The organism is Thalassococcus sp. S3, from assembly GCF_004216475.1.
In the GTDB taxonomy this organism is placed as follows: Bacteria; Pseudomonadota; Alphaproteobacteria; order Rhodobacterales; family Rhodobacteraceae.
This window is the reverse complement of sequence record NZ_CP022303.1, coordinates 2,203,834-2,222,027: the sequence shown is the minus strand read 5'-3', so window position 1 is coordinate 2,222,027 and position 18,194 is coordinate 2,203,834. Positions and strand designations below refer to the sequence as shown.

17 protein-coding genes are annotated in these 18,194 nt (G+C 62.2%); 8 read left to right on the top strand and 9 right to left on the bottom strand.

Features of this window, described 5'->3' with window-relative positions; all coding sequences use genetic code 11:
- The first annotated feature begins 44 nt into the window (after window positions 1-44).
- A complete protein-coding gene (locus CFI11_RS11130) occupies window positions 45-878 on the top strand; it encodes a LysR family transcriptional regulator (protein ID WP_130405918.1) in 834 nt (277 codons plus the stop codon).
- 149 nt (window positions 879-1,027) lie between these two features.
- Entirely contained in the window at window positions 1,028-1,423 is a 396-nt protein-coding gene (locus CFI11_RS11125) for a hypothetical protein (RefSeq protein WP_130405916.1), read from the top strand.
- A gap of 59 nt (window positions 1,424-1,482) precedes the next feature.
- Here the strand turns inward: CFI11_RS11125 and CFI11_RS11120 are convergent, their stop codons facing one another.
- The 4 genes from CFI11_RS11120 to CFI11_RS11105 all read right to left on the bottom strand — a co-directional run bounded on the left by CFI11_RS11120 (window position 1,483) and on the right by CFI11_RS11105 (window position 5,731).
- Window positions 1,483-2,961: a carboxypeptidase M32 gene (locus CFI11_RS11120; protein ID WP_130405914.1), complete on the bottom strand. Its 1,479-nt coding sequence runs from the start codon at window positions 2,959-2,961 to the stop codon at window positions 1,483-1,485.
- 1 nt (window position 2,962) lies between these two features.
- Complete coding sequence (gene ctaA, locus CFI11_RS11115) at window positions 2,963-4,108, bottom strand: heme A synthase (protein ID WP_130405912.1); 1,146 nt, start codon at window positions 4,106-4,108, stop codon at window positions 2,963-2,965.
- Between the two features lie 61 nt (window positions 4,109-4,169).
- Entirely contained in the window at window positions 4,170-4,904 is a 735-nt protein-coding gene (locus CFI11_RS11110; RefSeq protein ID WP_130405910.1) for an RNA methyltransferase, read from the bottom strand.
- Window positions 4,905-4,963: 59 nt separating this feature from the next.
- Window positions 4,964-5,731 (bottom strand): SDR family NAD(P)-dependent oxidoreductase, encoded by a 768-nt coding sequence (locus CFI11_RS11105; RefSeq protein ID WP_254449071.1) that lies wholly within the window; start codon window positions 5,729-5,731, stop codon window positions 4,964-4,966.
- Window positions 5,732-5,874: 143 nt separating this feature from the next.
- On the opposite strand from CFI11_RS11105, the gene CFI11_RS11100 reads away from it, so the two are divergent.
- Complete coding sequence (locus tag CFI11_RS11100) at window positions 5,875-6,513, top strand: thiamine phosphate synthase (protein WP_130405908.1); 639 nt, start codon at window positions 5,875-5,877, stop codon at window positions 6,511-6,513.
- Here CFI11_RS11100 and CFI11_RS11095 read toward each other — a convergent pair.
- A complete protein-coding gene (locus tag CFI11_RS11095; RefSeq protein WP_130405906.1) occupies window positions 6,510-8,123 on the bottom strand; it encodes a glucan biosynthesis protein in 1,614 nt (537 codons plus the stop codon). The two genes, CFI11_RS11100 and CFI11_RS11095, sit on opposite strands and share 4 nt — an antisense overlap.
- A gap of 291 nt (window positions 8,124-8,414) precedes the next feature.
- Here CFI11_RS11095 and CFI11_RS11090 point away from each other — a divergent pair, with 291 nt between their 5' ends.
- Window positions 8,415-9,914, top strand: coding sequence for a VWA domain-containing protein (locus tag CFI11_RS11090; RefSeq protein WP_130405904.1), 1,500 nt, complete (start codon window positions 8,415-8,417; stop codon window positions 9,912-9,914).
- An 11-nt stretch (window positions 9,915-9,925) separates the two neighbouring features.
- Here CFI11_RS11090 and CFI11_RS11085 read toward each other — a convergent pair whose 3' ends face one another.
- Window positions 9,926-11,107 (bottom strand): serine hydrolase, encoded by a 1,182-nt coding sequence (locus tag CFI11_RS11085; RefSeq protein WP_165390239.1) that lies wholly within the window; start codon window positions 11,105-11,107, stop codon window positions 9,926-9,928.
- A gap of 123 nt (window positions 11,108-11,230) precedes the next feature.
- Between CFI11_RS11085 and CFI11_RS11080 the strand changes: the two genes are divergently transcribed.
- From CFI11_RS11080 to CFI11_RS11070, 3 genes are all read left to right on the top strand, one after another.
- Entirely contained in the window at window positions 11,231-12,124 is an 894-nt protein-coding gene (locus CFI11_RS11080) for a PfkB family carbohydrate kinase (RefSeq protein ID WP_130405900.1), read from the top strand.
- Window positions 12,121-13,032 carry a pseudouridine-5'-phosphate glycosidase gene (locus CFI11_RS11075; RefSeq protein ID WP_130405898.1) on the top strand — a complete coding sequence of 304 codons (912 nt, stop codon included), beginning with the start codon at window positions 12,121-12,123 and terminating at the stop codon, window positions 13,030-13,032. The genes CFI11_RS11080 and CFI11_RS11075 overlap by 4 nt, the downstream gene beginning before the upstream one ends.
- 81 nt (window positions 13,033-13,113) lie before the next feature.
- Window positions 13,114-13,818, top strand: coding sequence for a DUF502 domain-containing protein (locus CFI11_RS11070; RefSeq protein WP_130405896.1), 705 nt, complete (start codon window positions 13,114-13,116; stop codon window positions 13,816-13,818).
- A gap of 62 nt (window positions 13,819-13,880) precedes the next feature.
- Here the strand turns inward: CFI11_RS11070 and CFI11_RS11065 are convergent, their stop codons facing one another.
- The 3 genes from CFI11_RS11065 to CFI11_RS11055 are packed head-to-tail and all read right to left on the bottom strand — an operon-like array spanning window position 13,881 to window position 16,011.
- Entirely contained in the window at window positions 13,881-14,909 is a 1,029-nt protein-coding gene (locus CFI11_RS11065; protein ID WP_130405894.1) for a patatin-like phospholipase family protein, read from the bottom strand.
- A complete protein-coding gene (locus tag CFI11_RS11060; RefSeq protein WP_130405892.1) occupies window positions 14,906-15,241 on the bottom strand; it encodes a pentapeptide repeat-containing protein in 336 nt (111 codons plus the stop codon). The genes CFI11_RS11065 and CFI11_RS11060 overlap by 4 nt, the downstream gene beginning before the upstream one ends.
- On the bottom strand, window positions 15,238-16,011 hold the full coding sequence (locus CFI11_RS11055; protein ID WP_130405890.1) for a 3-hydroxybutyrate dehydrogenase: 774 nt from the start codon (window positions 16,009-16,011) through the stop codon (window positions 15,238-15,240). Before CFI11_RS11055 ends, CFI11_RS11060 begins: the two co-directional genes overlap by 4 nt.
- Window positions 16,012-16,375: 364 nt before the next feature.
- Between CFI11_RS11055 and CFI11_RS11050 the strand changes: the two genes are divergently transcribed.
- The gene (locus CFI11_RS11050) at window positions 16,376-18,193 is read left to right on the top strand and encodes an extracellular solute-binding protein (protein WP_130405888.1); all 1,818 of its coding nucleotides are present in this window, start codon (window positions 16,376-16,378) and stop codon (window positions 18,191-18,193) included.
- Window position 18,194: the final 1 nt, after the last annotated feature.

Here is an 18,194-nt window from a genome sequence, read left to right as displayed (position 1 = left end):
CTTTTACGTTCCGCCGGCGCGACTTAAAGGAAGGACCTGTTAAAGTGAAGAACTGGGACGACCTGCGCATCCTTCTGGCCGTCAAGCAGACTGGCAGCATGGCCGCAGCCGCAAAAGTACTGGAAACCAATCCCGCAACCGTGTCCCGGCGCCTGGCCCGTTTGGGTGAAACGCTGGGGTTCGACCCCTTCGTCCGGACCCCGGATGGCTGGCAGCCAAGCGATCAGATCGATACGCTGCTGAGCGATGTCGAAGCCTTCGACAACCAGATCATCGGGTTTCTCAACACCGCACGTGGGGATACCGACAAACACATCAACATGACGCTCGGCTGCCCGCCCGCGCTCAGCTATTATGTGATGAGCAAGGGCCTCGCCCGCTTCCGCGACGCGCATCCCACCGTGTCGCTTGTTCTGAACGACATGATCTTTCAGGAGACGCTAGGCAAGAACGACGTCATCATCACATCGCACCGGCCCAATCAGGGGCGCCTGATCGTGAAATACCTCACGAATATGCGCTTCGACATCTATGGGTTCGAAAACGCCCCCGTCCATAACGGATGGGTCGGTCTGACCTCGTCCTATGACGAACAACCGCCCATGACGGCAGCGCAGGCCTTTTTCCAGAAACCGCCCGCGGTTCGGATGGATACACTGGTCGGCTGTTATCACGCGATGCGCGCCAGTGAGATGCCCGGCGTTCTGCCGCATGTGATCGCGCGGGAGCATAACGATATCTTCCCGCTGCACGGTGGCCGCAACGAAACATCGGTGCGCATGTATCTCTGCTATCACGAGACGCGGCGCCGGGATCCGATCATGATGCATGTGATCGAATGGATCTCGGATCTTCTGACCAGCCATCGCGACCTCTGAACGCTCCGCTCGGCGGATTTCCGCGCTAGGGTATCGGCAGACTTTTGCACCCCACAAAACTGCAAGCCACCGGTTGCGGGACGTCTGCTTGCTTGCACGGTAAAGTTGCACGTATCGTAAAAATCGAAGCGTTATCAATGAGGCGTGCAATGACAAACGTGCAATCGAGCTTACAGCTGGTCTGCCGCTGCGTCGTGGCAGTCGTCCTGCTCATCCCCGCCATGGAAGGCATGCGCGGAAATGGGCCGAAAGTTCTGGACGCTTTCCTTTGGTCCTTGGCTCCGGCGGCAGATATTGCCGCTTATGGGTTGATGATCGCAATCAGCGTGTGGATCGCTTTCGGGCTCTACACGCGAATCATGACGGCAGTCGGTGGGTGTCTCTTCGCCGCCTGTTTCGTCTTTATCGGCGGCCACGTCCCACTCTCAGGCCTGCCGGAGTACAGTCTTGTACTCTTCGTAATGGCGTCGGTCCCCCTCCTTATTTATGGAGGCGGCGCCTATTCGATCCTCGAGCGACGCTTGTCCGCCCCAAGCGAGGCTTGAGTGAAAGGGCGGCGCGGAGATCACCCCATCCATCTTCCGCGCCGCTCAAAATCCTTTGGTCAGGACAGCCCGTAGATCTCGCCGAACTTGCGGTCGAGGTAATCCAGCAGAGGTTGCGCACTCGGCACGCGGCCAGAGGCACGCTCGATGATCTCCTGCGGAAGATAAAGCCCCCCGAACCGCTGCACATTCTCGCGCAACCAGCCTGTCGCACTGTCCGTCTGCCCCCGTGCCAGATCGCCATCGAGATCCGGCAGCGCCGCTCTCAACGCCTCGTGAAGGCACCCCGCATAGACATTGCCGAGTGAATAGGTCGGAAAGTACCCAAAAAGCCCGACGGACCAGTGAACGTCCTGCAGGCAGCCGTTGGACGGCTTGTCGACGGCATAACCGAAATCCGACGCAAAGCGGTCATTCCAGGCGGCTTCAAGATCGCCAACCTGCAGATCACCCGACATCATCGCCTGTTCCAGATCGAACCGCAGCATGACGTGCAGATTGTATTGCACCTCATCGGCTTCCGTTCGGATATAGCCGTTCGCGACACGGTTGACGGTCGCATAGAAAGCCTTTGCATCGTCGATCCCAAAGGCGCCGAACGCCTCTTTCATCTCGCCAAAAAGCCAGCTCGTGAAGGCTTCGCTCCGGCCGAGCTGGTTTTCATAGATGCGGCTTTGGCTTTCGTGAACGCCCATCGACACGCCCCGGCCCAAGGCTGTCAGGGCGAGACTGTCATCGACCCCCTGTTCATAACAGGCATGCCCGACTTCGTGGATCGTGGAGTAAAAGCAGTTGAACGGATCCTCCAGGCTGGTGCGGGTGGTGATCCGCACATCGGACCCGCTGCCGCTACTGAAGGGATGAACCGCCTTGTCCACCCGCCCCCGGCTCATGTCATAGCCAAATGTCTTGGCCAGTTTCGCCGACAGGGCCATCTGGCCAAGCTCGTCAAAGGTTCCGCTCAGCGCCTTGGGCGCGGGCCGTTCAAGGACCGCGGCGCGCAGGGCCACCAGCCTCGGGCGCATCTCTCCGAAGATCGCCGCGATATCGGCGGCTGTCGTTCCCGGCTCGTAATCCTGCAGCATCGCATCATAGACATCGCCGCCATTGGCCAGCGCCTGGCCCTCTTCGCGCTTCAGCGACACCACCTCGTCCAGCACCGGAATGAAGGCCGCCATGTCTTCGTCGGCGCGGGCGATGGCCCATTTGCCCTGCGCCTCGGACGTGACGCGCGCCAGGCGCTTGGCCAGATCCGCCGGCACCTTGCTGGCGCGGTCATAGGCGCGCCGGATCTGGCGCACCTGCGCGCGGGCCACCTCGTCAAGGGGCTCACCTTCCACGACATCAAGCCACGCGCCCACCTTCGGGTCCGAGCGGCGGCTGTGCAGAACAGCCTCCATCGCCGCCATTTCCTGACCGCGCTGTGCGGCGGCCCCGCGGGGCATCACCGTCTCCTGGTCCCAGCCCAGCCTTCCGGCGATCTGCCCCAGCGCTTCGGTTTCGTGCTGATAGGCCATCAAGTCTTCATAAGCAGGCATGTCAGGCTCCCCGGATTGATGCTGAAATGGGATACGCGCTCAGGAACCTTGCCCGCAGGATCAGCACCCAAAGCACCACGGCAAGGAACTGATGGGCAATCGCGATCTGCCAGGGTGCAGCATAGAGAACCGTCACGATGCCCAGGGCAATCTGGGCCAAAAGCGCGATGAACGCCGCGTGAAACGCCGTCCGGGTGGCCGCATGGCTGCTGCGACGTCCGCGCAGCCAGACCACGACGGCAAAGATCAACAGCAGATAACCGGTCACCCGGTGAATGAACTGCACCAGCCCCGGGCTTTCAAAGAAATTCCGCCAGACCGGCTCCAGCACGAAGGCGCTGTCGGGCAGGATCTGCCCACCCATCAGCGGCCAGTCGGTATAACTCCGCCCCGCATCGATCCCCGCCACAAGCGCGCCGATCAGGATCTGCAGAAAGGCAAAATGCAAAAGTCCCGTCGACAGGCCAAACTGCCGAGCTTCCTTGGCCCGGCGCGCCTGCATCAACTCGCGCCCGTCGCGCCCCAGAAGGAAGATGTACCAAGCGATGAAGCCGAGGATGACAAAGGCCAGGCCAAGATGGGTGGCCAACCGGTAGGAGGCGACATCGACCACCCCCTCGCCCTGTGTTACGCCAGAGGCGACCATCCACCATCCAATGGCCCCCTGCGCGCCCCCCATGGCGCCCAAAAGCAAAAGCCGCCCGGTCCACCCCGTGGGGATCTGCCGGCGCAGCAGGAACCACAGAAAGCCCACGGCCCAGACCAGTCCGATCACCCGACCCAATTGCCGGTGGCCCCATTCCCACCAGTAAATGACTTTGAAGTCCTCCATCGTCATCCACTGGTTCTGGATCCGAAACTCGTCAATCGCCTGATATTTGGCGAATTCCAACTCCCAATCCGCAGGGCTCAGCGGGGGGATCGCACCCGTGATCGGGCGCCATTCGGTGATGCTGAGCCCGCTGTCGGTCAGGCGCGTCAGGCCGCCGACGGCGATCATGACAACCACCAGGGCAAAGAGGATCATCAGCCAGACCCGGATCGCGCCGCGTGCGCCCGTGCGCCCCCGGTCGATGCCACCGGGCGCCGTGGCAGGCGCGGGATCGGCTGTTTTTACTTCCTCGAAAATGCTGCGTTTTCCGCTCATCGCATCCTCATTGTCGATTTTCGCGTGAACCTAGGGGCGGGTTGCAGTGCCGTCCAGCACCTCACGTACCGCGATCTTTCCAGCGGACCATCTGCCGCATCACCCCATGCAGCATCTGCACATCCGCGCGGGTCAATCGCATCCGTGACCACAGGTTCCGCAAGTTGATTTTCATGCCGTCTGCCTTGGCCGGGGGAAAGAAGAAACCCGCCTCGTCCAGACGCTCTTCGTAATGCGCGGCCAGCTTTTCAATCTCGAGCCCCGTGGCCCAGTCACCTCTGGCCATCTCGACGGTTTCCGCAACGACCTCTTCGGTCTGGCGGCGCCATTCATAGGCCGTCAGGAGCACACATTGCGCAAGGTTCAAGGACGGAAAGTCCGGGTTGACCGGGACAGAGATGATCGCACTGGCGCGCGCGATATCGTCGTTTTCAAGCCCCGCCCGCTCCGGTCCGAAGAGCACGGCCACCTTCTCCCCCGCGCCGATCTTCTGCGCGGCGACCTTCATGGCCTCTTCCGGACTGAAGACGGGCTTGGTCAGCCCCCTTTGCCGCGCGGTCGTTGCAAAAACGTAAGAACAATCTTCCAGCGCACCTGCCGTGTCATCGGTCAGCACAGCCTCGTCCAGCAAGCGCCCTGCCCCGCTGGACATCGCGATGGCCTTCTGGTTCGGCCAGCCATCGCGGGGGGCCACGATCCGCATCCGGTCCAGCCCGAAATTCCACATCGCCCGGGCCGCCGCGCCGATATTCTCGCCCATCTGAGGCCGCACCAATACGAAAAACGGCTGCGCCATGACCCCTCGCTGTCAAAACCCGCCCTCGTCTAGGGCGAGAGGCGGCCCGGCACAAGGGGTCAGACGTGCTGGCCCCCGTTGATCTCGACCTCAACGCCCGAAACATAGGAACTCTCACGCGTGCAGAGAAAATAGATCGTACGCGCCACCTCCTCCGGCTGGCCCAGACGTCTGAGCGGGATGTCCTCCGCCAGCTCCTCCGTTCCGGGGCTCAGGATGTCGGTCTCGATCTCACCCGGCGCAATTGCATTCACACGCACGCCCAAAGGTCCGAAATCGTGGGCCATCTCGCGCGTCAACGCGGCAAGGGCCGCCTTTGAGGTCGCATAGGCCGCCCCCGCAAAGGGATGCACCCGCGCGCCCGCAATTGAGGTGACGTTGACAATCGCACCCTGTGCCGCCTGCAATTCATCCCGCAAACCGCGCGCAAGAACGATGGAAGCAAAGAAATTGACGTGAAAGACCTTGCCCCAGACCCTCAGATCCGTGCTGAGCGTATCGAGCCGCCCGCCATCATCGGCCTTGGGCGACACGCCGGCATTGTTGACCAAGGCCTCCAGCCGGCCATTGCCCAGCCGCTCTCGGATTTCCTCGACCGCGGCGATGGTGGAATTTGGATCGGACAGGTCGACCTGGACGTGATCCTCCTCTCCCGCCTCCCACGGGCAGTCTTCGGGAAAGGGATGGCGCGAGCAGGACAGCACCCGCCATCCCGCGGCAGAGAAATGCTTGACGGTCGCGTGGCCGATGCCCCGGCTGGCTCCTGTCAAAAGCAGCGTCCTGCGGTCCTGGTTCATCGCATCGCCCTCCGGTGGCTTTTCTGACATCTAGCGCGTGCCTGCGTCGGTTGAAACCTGCCCTTCACGCATCTGCACCTTCCGCTGAAAAAGAGCTGCGCCGCCGCATCCCACATTTGCAACCCGGCCGACATCGGCTAAACGAGCGCCAGCACAAGAAAAAAGGCAACCGCATGACCGCCCCCGACCTGCCACAGCTCTATCTCGTCTCTCCCCCTGAATTTGAGCTGAGCCAGTTTCCGCACAATCTGGCGCGTGTTCTGGACACGGTCGATATCGCCTGTGTCCGTCTTGACCTGGCATCAAGGGATGAGGACCGGATCAGCCGCGCGGCGGATGCGTTGCGGGACATCACCCATGCTCGCGATGTGGCGCTGGTGATCACGGATCACCTTGTTCTGGCCGAACGGCTGGGACTGGACGGCGTTCATCTCTCGGACGGCGCGCGTTCGGTTCGTTCCGCACGCAAGGCCCTGGGCCCGGACGCCATCGTCGGAAGCTTTTGCGCAGCCTCCCGCCATGACGGCATGACCGCCGGAGAAGCGGGTGCGGACTATGTCAGCTTCGGCCCCGTCGGGTCGAGCGCGCTGGGCGATGGAACAACGGCGCCCACCGAACTTTTCGAGTGGTGGTCGGAAATGATCGAGGTCCCAGTGGTCGCCGAAGGCGGGCTGACAGACACGCAGGTTCGCGCGCTGACCCCGTTCACCGACTTTTTCGGCATCGGCACCGAGATATGGGAGGACGACGACCCCGTCGCCGCCCTCAAGTCTTTGTCGGGCCACATGGCGGGCGTTTCGTCCCGCCCCTAGCCTTCGATCTGGGAATTGGCCTCGGTCACCGGCGCAGGCACATCACGCACCCACTGGTAGAGCCAGACCTCGCTCAGCTTTCGGCCATAGCCGGCCACATGCGCGCTCAATTCGATCAGCGGCTCCGTGCCGCCGTCGATGTCGATGACCAGCCGCCACAGACCTCCGGGCGCATCGGCCTCCGACACTTGCGACAGAACCACGCCCTTGATCTCGCCTGCCGAGGCGGTGACCATCGGTTCCACCCCTGCATCGGGCGCGGACCGGCCCAGCAGCCCGCCTTCGAAATCGATCACAAACTTGCGCATGTTCTCATTCTCGATCGGCACGCCCGAGGGGCCACCATGGCCGGCCTTGGTGCCGGCCACCCAAGCCAGCGCCCCGTCCTCATCGGGCGGCAGCGCCCCCCAATGCATCCGGTAGCGATAGCTGCGCTCTTCGCCGGCTTGCGGACGACCTTCCGGCACCCAGAAGAGAACGATGTTGTCCTCGATTTCAAGTTCGGCCGGGATCTCGACCAGCCGGATCGCGCCCGGCCCCCAATCGTCCAGCGGATCGATCATCACCGATGGCCGGTCATGATAGCGCGCCTCCGCATCCTGATAGTCGTCGTAATCGCGGTTGCGCTGGATCAGGCCAAAGCTTTGCAGCCCGGTTTCCGCGAAATAGGACCCTGCGACCCGAACCGGATTGTTCAGCGGACGCACCAGCACGTCGCCGTCGCTGCGCACGATCTTCAGCGCGTCGCTGTCATGGACCTGCGGGCGATAGTCGTTGAAATCCCTCTGCGTGTAATTGTCGAAAAAGAACATCGACGTGAGCGGCGCCAGCCCGATCTCCGCCACCTCCTCACGGAAATAAAGATGCGCCTCCACGTCGATCACCGTATCGGCGCCCGGATGCACCTCGAACCGGTAGGCGCCCGTGACCGACGTGCTGTCCAAGGCTGCGTAGATCACCACGTGCTGCTGACCGGGGGCCGGACGTTCCATCCAGAACTCCGAAAAGCGCGGGAATTCCTCCGGGCCGTCCAGCCAGGTGTTGATCGCCAGACCACGCGCCGACAACCCATAGGAATTGCCGCGCCCCAGGGCCCGGAAATAGCTGGCCCCGACAAACACGATCAGCTCGTCAAACACATTCGCCGTGTTCAGCGGATGGTGCAGCCGGAATCCCGCGATGCCGGGCAATTCCGCGTCTTCCGGCACCTGCCCCGCCAGCGACTTGCGATACTCGAAATCCGCTGTGGAGAATGTCATCTCCTGCGCCGTGCCGTTCACCACCTCGTGCAGGACGACCGGTTCCTTGTAAAGCCAGCCGGGATGGAAGGCGTGCAGCTGGAACGACACCTCGTCACTGCGCCAACGCGCCATTTCAGGCCGGAACGCGATCGATCGGTATCCGTCGTAATCCAGATCCGCCAGGAAACTCTGCAAGGCTTCGGGTGCGACATCCGCCCCCTCCGCTCTTGTCCGCATCCGCTCCTTCAGCCAATCGAAGGAAAACGGGGTCGGTTCTTCGGCCCGACCCGGGCCCGCCACCAAAACCGAAGCCGTGCCCAAAAGCATTGCCATTGCGCCCCGTCTTGTGGGCCGAAACATGTCCGTCATCGTTGCTATCTCGCTACAAATCCCCCGGGGTCGCGCCATCGCAACCCTTCCGCGTGCTATGAAGGAACCCTGCGCGGGCTTGCAAACCAAGACACCTCACGCAGGGTTGAACAGCGACGGATTGCCGAAACGCGCCCTTTCAGACGGCAAGATCACCGCAAGACGGCACCAAACGGCGGCTTGCCGCCGCTGGCGGGCAAGGGTTTGCCGGTTGACCTGTCAGCCGTGCCACCGGGTTGAGCGGTGCCCCCGCCTTTGCTGACCTTCCCGCGTGCATATCGGGAGGTTTCAATGCGCGGCATTCTTCTGGCGGGCTGTCTGGCCGGGCTCAGCCTTCAGATCCAGGCTCAGGAAACACCCCGCGTCATCCCTCAAGGCGGGGCCGAGGGGGCGGAGGTCACGATCAGCGAGGTCAATCACGACGATTATCCGCAGGTGCGCCTGTTCGTGAGCGTGCTGCGCGACGGCAGCCCGGTCACCGGGCTGACCGCCGCCGATTTCCGGGTGCGTGAGGACGAGGTCGATCAGGACCCGTTGACCGTCGAACCCCAGCTGCCCCCCATTTCCGTCGTGGTCACGCTGGATACAAGCGGGTCCATGGCGCGCAGCCTCGATGAAACCCGCGCTGCGGCCTCTGCCTTTGTGTCCGCGTTGGGTCCCACCGACGCGGTTCAGCTTGTCTCCTTCGCGCGCACGGTCCAGATCCAGACCCCGATGATGAGCGCCAAGGACCCGATCCTTTCAGCCATCGCCGGCCTGGGCGCGCGTGGGGATACGGCCCTTTACGACGCGCTTTACCAGTCGATCGACCTGCTTGCCGACCGGCGTGGCCGCAAGGCGGTTGTGCTGCTTTCGGATGGCGTTGACGATGATGGGCAGGGCCAACCGCTGAGCAGCCGAACCATTGCCGACGTGCTGGCCCGCGCCGAAACGGTCGGTGTGCCGGTCTTTGTGGTGGGCCTCGGGACCGAGCTTGACGAGGCCGTGCTCACCGATATCGCCACAACCACCGGAGCGGCCTATCTTCCCGCGCCCACGGCAGAGGAGTTGAGCGCGGTTTATGCGCAGATTGCCGACAGACTCAGCGGTCAATATTCGATCCGTTATACGTCCTCCCTCCCCGCCGACGGGATCGCGCGGCGCATCGACCTCAATGCCCTTGGCCAACAGGCCAGCCGAAGTTACACGCCCGAAGGAACGGCCGCGCCCGCCGCAGCGACACCCCCTTCCCCCGCCGCGCCGACCCTGCAGTCCGATGCCTGCCCCACGGCCACCGCGCTGACCGAGGAGCAGCCCGTTCTGGAGCAATCCGCTAGCCGCTATCAACAGAACCTCATCAGCGCCTCAGACCGGAACCAAAGCCGCGATGACGTGATGCGGCGTCTGCAAACCGCCTTTGGCGACGCACCGGTCCTTTCCTATACCTGTGCCAGAACGACGCTTGAGCAGATGTCGCAACTTTACGGCGGGAACCTGATCACAGCCTCGCAGCGCAACGATCTGCGCGACATCGTGACCGACAGCACGATGCTCCGCTGCCGGGCCGCCGGAGTGGAGCCGGAGGTGACCGAATGCCTTACGAATGCGATGTCGCTTTATAGCGCAAACCTTGTGACCGCGACACAGCGCAATGCGATGCGGGATATCGCGTTCGATCAGTTGATGGCCGTTTACCTGCAGGCACCGGCCTTTGAGGATCAGATGGCCCGTATCGGTGAGCTTTATCAGCAACGACTGATCACCGCCACACAGCGCAACAGGGCGCGCGACGCCCTGCTGGCCGCAGAGTAGCGTCCGGGCGTCTATTGCCGAAGGGCGCTGACGACAGCCTCATGCATGCCATATTGCAGGGCCCAGTCCTCCTCGTCATCGGCCTGTGCGCGTGCGCTTTGCACCGCGATCACCACATCGTCCTGCGGATAGATATAGATGCCCTGACCAAAGATCCCTTCGGCCTGGTATCCGCCATCCGGGCGCAGCCACCACTGATAACCGTATCCGGGATAGCCATAGGAGGGGCGGGTAGAAGTCTGCATCCATCCCTTTGCCAGCGCCGGGCGACCGTCCGGCAACACCCCGTCGCTCAAGGCAAAAAGGCCCAAACGCCCGTAATCGCGGAGCGTCGCACTCAGACAACATCCCCCGATCTCGCCACCATCGGGTCCCCCCAGCATCCAATGCGCATCCGCCTCCATGCCGAAGGGCGCCCAGATCGTCTCGCTCAGGTAACTTGCCAGATCGCGTCCCGTCGCGGCGCGCAAGACCGCGCCCGCCAGGTTCGTTTCGGCGGTGTTATAGTTGAACCGGCGCCCCGGCTTGGCCACGCTGCCCTTTTCGGCCAGGAACGCGATCAGCGACGGCGTGTCCATCGGCATGCGATTGACGTCGGATGACGGGTCTGAATAGGTCTCGTCCCAATCGACGCCGGAGGACATCGTCAGGATATCGGCAATGCTCGCCGCCTCATATCCCGATCCTTTCAGTTCCGGCAGGAACGCAATGACCGGCATATCGACGCTTTCGATATGACCGTCCGCGATGGCCGCGCCAAAAAGCATCGACACGACGGATTTGGTGACCGAGAACGACATCCAGCGCGTGTCCGGCCCGTTCCCAAGCCCATAGCGCTCATAGACGATCTCGCCGTTCTTCAGAACCAGCATCCCGCTCATATCGCTTTCATCGAAGAAGGCGTCGAGCGAGAGGTCCCCGACGGCCCCCCGGACCGCCAAAGCACCCAGATCCGCGTTCCGATCCGGCAGGTTCAGGACAAAGCCGCTCGCCTCTACCCTGCGGGTGGGGAACAACTGGTCGATGTTGCGAAACCCGGCCACCTTTTCCGCCTGCGACCAGAATAGCATGTCATCGCGCGCCCCGAAGTGGTCGGCGTCGTGCGCGGGATCGAGGGTTGGCGCATCCGCACCTGCAGCCACAGCGCAGGACATCAAAAGCGCGGTCAGGACAGAAAGGGGCGAAGATGTCATTTTGAACTCCGTATTTCCAGTTTCATCATCGTCGAGGTCTGGACAGGCCCGCTCCATGATCTGGATCAACGGCAGCCGGTATTTGGCTTGCGCATCCGGCACGCTCGGCGCAGAAGAAGCGATATGAAAGGCAAACCCGATATCCTCTGCATCGGAAGCGTCCTGTGGGACGTGATCGGTCGTGCGGCCAGTCATATGCGCCAGGGCTCTGACGTGCCTGGCCGGATCACCCGCCTGCCCGGCGGTGTGGCCATGAACATCGCCATGACGCTGGCCCGCTTCGGTATGGAGCCCACCTTGTTGACCGCGATCGGGCGCGACCCCGAAGGCGATGAACTGGTCGCCGCCTGTGCGCGCATGGGATTGCGGACGGGTCACATCTACCGTTCGGAAGATCTGCCGACCGATCGCTATATGGCGGTCGAAGGCGCGAACGGGCTGATCGCCGCCATTGCGGATGCGAACTCCCTCGAAGCGGCGGGCGAAAAGATCCTGCGCCCGCTGACCAGCGGTCCGCTTGGAACCGCGTCCGCCCCGTTCGACGGCTATATCGCGCTCGACGGCAACCTGACCTTGCGCCTGCTGGAAGACATCGCACGTTCCCCGGCCTTTGCCGCCGCCGACTTGCGCGTCGCACCCGCCTCGCCCGGCAAGGCCGAACGCCTTTTGCCGTTTCTGAACCACGCCCGCGCCACGCTCTACGTCAATCTCGAAGAAGCGGGCCTTCTGTGCCAGACCACCTTTGCCACATCCGGGGAGGCCGCAAACGCGCTCCTGGCGCGCGGCGCCCTCCGGGTGCTCGTCACCGATGGAGGACGCTCGGCGAGCGAAGGCTGCGCGGACGGCCTGATCACCCAAACCCCGCCCGAAGTGCTGGTGACCCGTGTGACCGGCGCCGGCGACACCTTCATGGCCGCCCATATCGCGGCGGAAGCCGATGGGAGTGACCGCGAAACAGCGCTCTCCCGTGCGCTGCATGCCGCGGCCTCTTACGTATCCGGAGAAACCCCGCTGTGATTGCCCCCGCCTTCTCTCCCGAGGTTGCCGCCGCGCGTGCGGCAGGCGCGCCGCTGGTCGCGTTGGAATCGACCATCATCACCCATGGCATGCCTTGGCCCCAGAACCTGGAGGTCGCCCAGCAGGTCGAGGAGGACATCCGCAAGGAAGGTGCCACGCCCGCGACCATCGCCGTCATCGACGGCATTCTTCACATCGGCCTGACGGCAGAGGCGCTTGAAACACTGGCGCGGGCCAAGGGCGTCGCCAAACTCTCCCGTGCGGATCTTGCCGTTTGCATGGCCACCGGCGGAACCGGCTCCACCACCGTCGCCGCCACCATGATCGCCGCGCACCATGCCGGCATCGCGGTCTTTGCCACGGGCGGTATCGGCGGCGTTCACCAGGGGGCCGAACAAAGCTTTGACATTTCCGCCGACCTTCAGGAACTGGCGCAGACACCGGTCACCGTGGTGGCGGCCGGTGCCAAGGCCATATTGGACCTGTCGAAAACGCTCGAAGTCCTCGAAACCCTCGGCGTTCCGGTGATCTCTTTCGGTCAGGATCACTTCCCCGCCTTCTGGTCCGCCAAATCCCCTCTCAAGGCGCCTCTGCGCCTCGATGATCCCACGCTGATCGCGCAGGCCCATGACATGCGGCGCGCACTCGGCCTGCCCGGCGGACAATTGGTGGCAAACCCGATCCCTGCCTCGGACGAAATCCCCGCCGCCGATCTGGCGCCCATCATCGCGCGGGCCCAGGCCGATGCCGACCGGCACCGGATCACCGGCAAGGCGGTCACCCCCTACCTGCTGCAGCGCATTTTCGAGGAAACCGCGGGCCGCTCTCTGACCGCGAACATCGCCCTTGTGCGCAACAATGCCCGGCTGGGCGCGCGAATTGCTCAGGCGCTGTGCACGATCGGATGATAAAGCCGCGATGGGTTCGGCAAAGCATTGTAGAGGCTGCTCAAAGTCCCTAATTTGCAGCCAGCCAGGAACGGAACCGCAATGACAACCCCATTCGACGAAGATGCCCCCGCACGCCGCCCCGGACTTTTTGCGAGCCTGCGCGCATCGTTTCTGACCGGCCTGATCGTGATCGCTCCGATCGGGCTCACCGTCTGGCTGATCTGGACGGTCGTCGGCTGGATCGACGGCTTCGTTCTGCCCCTCGTCCCCTACAATTTCCGGCCCGAGCAATATATCGGGATCAACCTGCGCGGCGTCGGCGTGATCTTTTTCCTGATCTTCACCGTGATGGTGGGGTGGATCGCCAAGGGCATCATCGGCCGCTCTCTGATCCGCTGGGCCGAAAGCATCGTGGCGCGCACGCCGGTCGTCCGCTCGATCTATTCCGGCATCAAGCAGATCGCCGAGACGGTGTTCGCCCAGACCGAACGCTCCTTTGAAAAAGCCTGCCTCATACAATATCCGCGCAAGGGCATCTGGGCGATCGGTTTCATTTCGACCACCGCCAGGGGCGAGGTTTCGGACCGCGCGGAAACGTCGGGTGAGCTTTTGAGTATATTCGTGCCGACGACACCCAACCCGACCTCCGGGTTTCTGCTCTTTTTTCCGCGCGAAGACGTGATTGAGCTGGAGATGTCGGTGGAAGATGCCGCCAAGCTGGTCATCTCGGCGGGCCTTGTCTATCCCAATTCCAAGGACCCGAGCGAACCCGCGCCGGTCAAGACAAAGGCCGCCGCGCGCTGACACGATCCATCCGCAAGCGTTGAGCGGATCTCAGATCGGCGGGCCTGTTCTCACGGGATCGGTCAGCCGAACATATCCTTCAGATCAACCGTGCTTTCCTTGTTAAGCCTTCCCTTGTGCTGGCCCAGAAACGCATCGGCCGCCTTTTGTCCCGCGGTTTTCAGGCTGTTCAGCACAAAGGGCGTCGGAACCAGCTTTGTCGCCACGCTCAACTCGTTCATCAGGGCGTCATCCGCGATCATATGCACTAGCACATGCTTCATGCGGCCCCGTTCCATCGTGCCGTCCTCCAGCAATCTCTGCACGAAATTGATCGCGCGCAGCTCTCGCAGCAGGGAGGAGTTGAAGCTGATCTCGTTGATCCTGTTCTGGATCTGCTGCGGTGTGATCGGCAGGCCGTCCCGTTCCAACGGGTTGATGTTGATGATCACGATGTCATCCGGCAGCTGCGCCGAAAACAGCGGGTAGAGCGCGGGATTGCCCGTATATCCGCCATCCCAGAACGCCTCGACCTGGCCGGTTTCGCTGTCCGGGATTTCAACGGCCTGAAACATCGTGGGCAGGCAAGCCGACGCGAGGATGGCATCGGTGCAGATATCGTGCCCCTGAAAGACCTTGATCTTGCCGTTGCGCACACGTGTGGCGCAAATGAAAAGCGCAGGGCCCTCATTTGCGCAGACGCGGTCGAAATCGAAACCTTCGACGATCTTGCGCAAGGGGTTTCGGTAAAAGGGTCCGTAAGTGTAGGGCGACACCATCCGCGACCATGCATCACCCACCGAAAACGGCAGCGAATATTCGATGGCCTGCGCGATCTTGCCCGGCTCAAGCCCCTGCATCCAAGTGGTCAGGCGCATGTCCCCGACCGCGCCGACCTGGCGCCAGACCCAATCCAGGTTCTCGCGGGCGCCGTCACGCCCCCCCTGCACCAGCCCCGCCTTCAGCGCGGCGCCATTCAGAGCGCCCGCCGAGGTGCCGGAAATCCCGGCGATCTCGATCTCCTCGTCCTCAAGCAGCCGGTCAAGCACACCCCACGTAAAGGCGCCATGCGCCCCGCCGCCCTGCAGCGCCAGGTTGATCCGAATGCTCATATGTCGTCATCCGGATCAATGCGGGCCAGAAGGTCGGTCACCAGGACACCGTCGATCGTCATCCCGGCCAGGTTTGCGTTGGTGATCGAGACGTTGGTCAGGTTCACATTGTCAAAGCGTGCATTCTCCATCCGGACGTTGTGAAACCGCACATCCGACATGTTGGCGCCCTCGACCTCGGAACTGCTGAGATCGACATCGCGGATCTCGACATCCCGCATCTTGAGATTGCGCAGGAAGCTGTCGCTGAGATCCGTGTTCTTAAGGCGCGAACCCCGCGCGTCTTCGTCCTGCAGCACCAGGGGCTTCGGGACGGATCGTTCACCGGTCATAGCGCGGTCCACCCACCATCGACACTGATCGTCGTGCCCGTGATCTGCGCCGCGGCGTCCGAGCAGAGGAAGACAGCCGTTCCGCCAAGCTGTTCCACGGTGGCGAATTCCTTTGACGGCTGACGCTCAAGCATGACGTTCTTGATCACATCCTCCCGGCTCATATCGTATTTCTCCATCGTGTCGGGGATCTGGGCCTCCACAAGCGGGGTCAGGACGTAGCCCGGACAGATCGCGTTCGCCGTAATCGGCTCTTCCGCGGTTTCGAGGGCCACAACCTTGGTCATGCCGACAACCCCGTGCTTGGCCGCGACATAGGCGGATTTGTAGGGGCTGGCCGTCAGGCCATGGGCGCTTGCGATATTGATCACGCGCCCCCAACCCGCCGCGCGCATCAGCGGCAGCGCGGCCGCCGTGGTGTGGTAGGCCGAGCTGAGATTGATCGCGAGGACGGCGTCCCACTTTTCGACCGGAAATTCGTCAATCGGCGCCACGTGCTGAATGCCCGCATTGTTGATCAGAATATCGCAGGCGCCCGCCTTTTCGATCAGCGCGCGGCATTCCTCCCCCTTGGACATATCCGCCTTGATATAGCGCGTCTGGGTTTCGGTCTTCTCAGCGATGTCTTCGGCCAATGCGTGATCTTCATCGGTATCGGTAAACGAATTCAGCACCACGTCCGCGCCAGCCTTTGCAAGCTCCCAGGCTACGCCCAGACCGATGCCGGAATTCGATCCTGTAATGATTGCCGTCTTGCCTTTGAGTGACATCCCGTCCGTCTCCTTCGCAGTCGCTTGTATTCGCGTGCAGCGTGACATGCTGCACCTGCAAAGAAAACGCGCAATCGGCGCAAAGTTCCGTGAGCCGGCGGAGTCCGGCGCGCCGCTTCGGTGTTTGGTACGAAATCCCGTACAAACGCCCCAAAATCTTGTACCGGGCATGCACAAAAAAACGCCCGCACGAAGCGGGCGTTAAGTTATTGAGGCAGGTTTCATACAGGCAAGAAACCTATCGAGCAGTGCCCTTGTTATAAGCAATTCGCCTCCGACATCCAAGCTAAAAGTTTGAAAAGACATGAATCCCCCGTTACCTTCAGCCTCAAGAAAATAAGGCCAGAGCAGGATTGTTGCCAAAGTGCGACCAGTTTTTTTCCTCGCGCGAGCGGCGCTGATCGCCGGATTCGCTGCAATTTTCACGGCGGTTTCCGCTACGGAAGAATCGCGCCATGGCATAGCTATGTATGGGGACCCCGCCCTTCCACCGGATTTTGTGTCTCTCCCCTATGTAAACCCCGATGCGCCGAAAGGCGGTCGCGTGGTCTTTGGTAACACGGGCGGGTTCGATTCCCTCAATCCCTTCATCCCCAAAGGCACCCCGCCCTGGCAATTGCGGTACTGGACCCACGAAGGGCTGATGGGGCGATCCTGGGACGAACCCTTCACCCTTTACGGTCTTTTGGCCGAATCGGTTCGCGTGCCAGAAGACCGCGCCTGGGTTGAATTCACCCTCCGACCAGAAGCGCGATTCTCCGACGGAAGCCCCGTCACGGTCGAGGATGTCATCTGGTCCTACGAAACACTCGGGACCGAAGGGCACCTGCGATATCGCGGTCTCTGGTCACGGATCGAAACGATAGAGGCCACTGGACCACGCAGTGTTCGCCTGACCTTCAATACCGAAGATCGCGAACTTGCCCTTATTGCGGGTTTGCGCCCCATTCTGAAAAAGGCGCAATGGGACGACGCATCTTTCACCTCTTCGGATCTGTCGAATATCCCAATAGGAACAGGCGCTTATGTCGTCTCCCGGTACGAGGGCGGGCGATATGTCGAACTCAGTCGCAATCCTGACTATTGGGCAAACGATCTTCCCCTGACACGGGGCACGCAGAACTTCGACACGATGCGCATTGAATTCTACGGTGATCAGACCGTCCTTTTCGAAGCCTTCAAGGCAGGCGAGCTTTCGGCCATTCGCGAATTCAACGCAGAAGCCTGGTCACGCGATTACGATTTTCCGGCCGCGCGCGCCGGGCGGATCGTCAAAACCGAAATCCCGCATGACCGTCCTTCGGGAATGACCGGTTTCGTGATGAATACGCGAAAGCCCCCTTTTGATGATTGGCGCGTGCGCGAGGCCATGATCCTTGCCTTCAACTTTGAGTATATCAATGACACCATGACCGGTGGCGCACAGCCGCGCATTACATCGTATTTTTCGAATTCGCATCTCGCCATGAAGGACGGCCCGGCCCAAGGCCTGACCCGCGACCTGCTGCGCCCGTTCGCGGCAGAGCTGACCCCCGGCACCATCGAGGGATACCGTCTGCCGGAAAGCGACGGCACCGCCCGCAACCGCAGGAACCTGCGCACGGCCGCCGCGCTGCTTGAAGAGGCCGGGTGGAGCATCGTTGACGGACGCCTGACACATACAGATGGAGAGGTCTTCGATCTGGAGGTGTTGCTGAGACAGAGCGCGCGCGACATGCAAAGCATGGTCGACCTTTATACAAGATCTCTCAGTCGCTTGGGGATCTCGGTCTTGGTCAGCGGGGTGGACGATGCGCAGTACAACGCCCGCATTCAGAACCTCGACTTCGAAATGACGGACTTCCGGCGCGACCTGTCCCTCTCGCCGGGAGGCGAGCAAAGGCTTTATTGGGGCAGCGACCAGGCCCATGAGGTGGGAACGCGCAATCTTATGGGCGTGTCGTCCGCTGCGGTGGATACAATGATCGACACTATGTTGCAGGCAAAGGATCGGGAAACGTTCCTGGCCGCGACCCGCGCCTTGGACCGGATCCTCACCGCAGGCCGCTATGTCATCCCGATCTGGCAGTTCGATGTTGGACGGATTGCGCATATCTCAGCCATGAAACGGCCGGAACAGGTGCCTCTCTACGGCGACCGCGTGGATTATATGCCCGCCTTGTGGTGGTACGAACCCGATTGAC

Excerpts from the sequence above, each read along its gene's own strand:
- CFI11_RS11110 (WP_130405910.1), bottom strand. The coding sequence starts at position 4,904 with ATGGCGCAGCCGTTTTTCGTATTGGTGCGGCCTCAGATGGGCGAGAAT.
- CFI11_RS11055 (WP_130405890.1), bottom strand. The coding sequence starts at position 16,011 with ATGTCACTCAAAGGCAAGACGGCAATCATTACAGGATCGAATTCCGGC.
- CFI11_RS11100 (WP_130405908.1), top strand. The coding sequence starts at position 5,875 with ATGACCGCCCCCGACCTGCCACAGCTCTATCTCGTCTCTCCCCCTGAA.
- CFI11_RS11095 (WP_130405906.1), bottom strand. The coding sequence starts at position 8,123 with ATGACGGACATGTTTCGGCCCACAAGACGGGGCGCAATGGCAATGCTT.
- CFI11_RS11120 (WP_130405914.1), bottom strand. The coding sequence starts at position 2,961 with ATGCCTGCTTATGAAGACTTGATGGCCTATCAGCACGAAACCGAAGCG.
- CFI11_RS11085 (WP_165390239.1), bottom strand. The coding sequence starts at position 11,107 with ATGACATCTTCGCCCCTTTCTGTCCTGACCGCGCTTTTGATGTCCTGC.
- ctaA (WP_130405912.1), bottom strand. The coding sequence starts at position 4,108 with ATGAGCGGAAAACGCAGCATTTTCGAGGAAGTAAAAACAGCCGATCCC.
- CFI11_RS11065 (WP_130405894.1), bottom strand. The coding sequence starts at position 14,909 with ATGAGCATTCGGATCAACCTGGCGCTGCAGGGCGGCGGGGCGCATGGC.
- CFI11_RS11105 (WP_254449071.1), bottom strand. The coding sequence starts at position 5,731 with ATGTCAGAAAAGCCACCGGAGGGCGATGCGATGAACCAGGACCGCAGG.
- CFI11_RS11060 (WP_130405892.1), bottom strand. The coding sequence starts at position 15,241 with ATGACCGGTGAACGATCCGTCCCGAAGCCCCTGGTGCTGCAGGACGAA.
- CFI11_RS11125 (WP_130405916.1), top strand. The coding sequence starts at position 1,028 with ATGACAAACGTGCAATCGAGCTTACAGCTGGTCTGCCGCTGCGTCGTG.
- CFI11_RS11090 (WP_130405904.1), top strand. The coding sequence starts at position 8,415 with ATGCGCGGCATTCTTCTGGCGGGCTGTCTGGCCGGGCTCAGCCTTCAG.
- CFI11_RS11080 (WP_130405900.1), top strand. The coding sequence starts at position 11,231 with ATGAAAGGCAAACCCGATATCCTCTGCATCGGAAGCGTCCTGTGGGAC.
- CFI11_RS11070 (WP_130405896.1), top strand. The coding sequence starts at position 13,114 with ATGACAACCCCATTCGACGAAGATGCCCCCGCACGCCGCCCCGGACTT.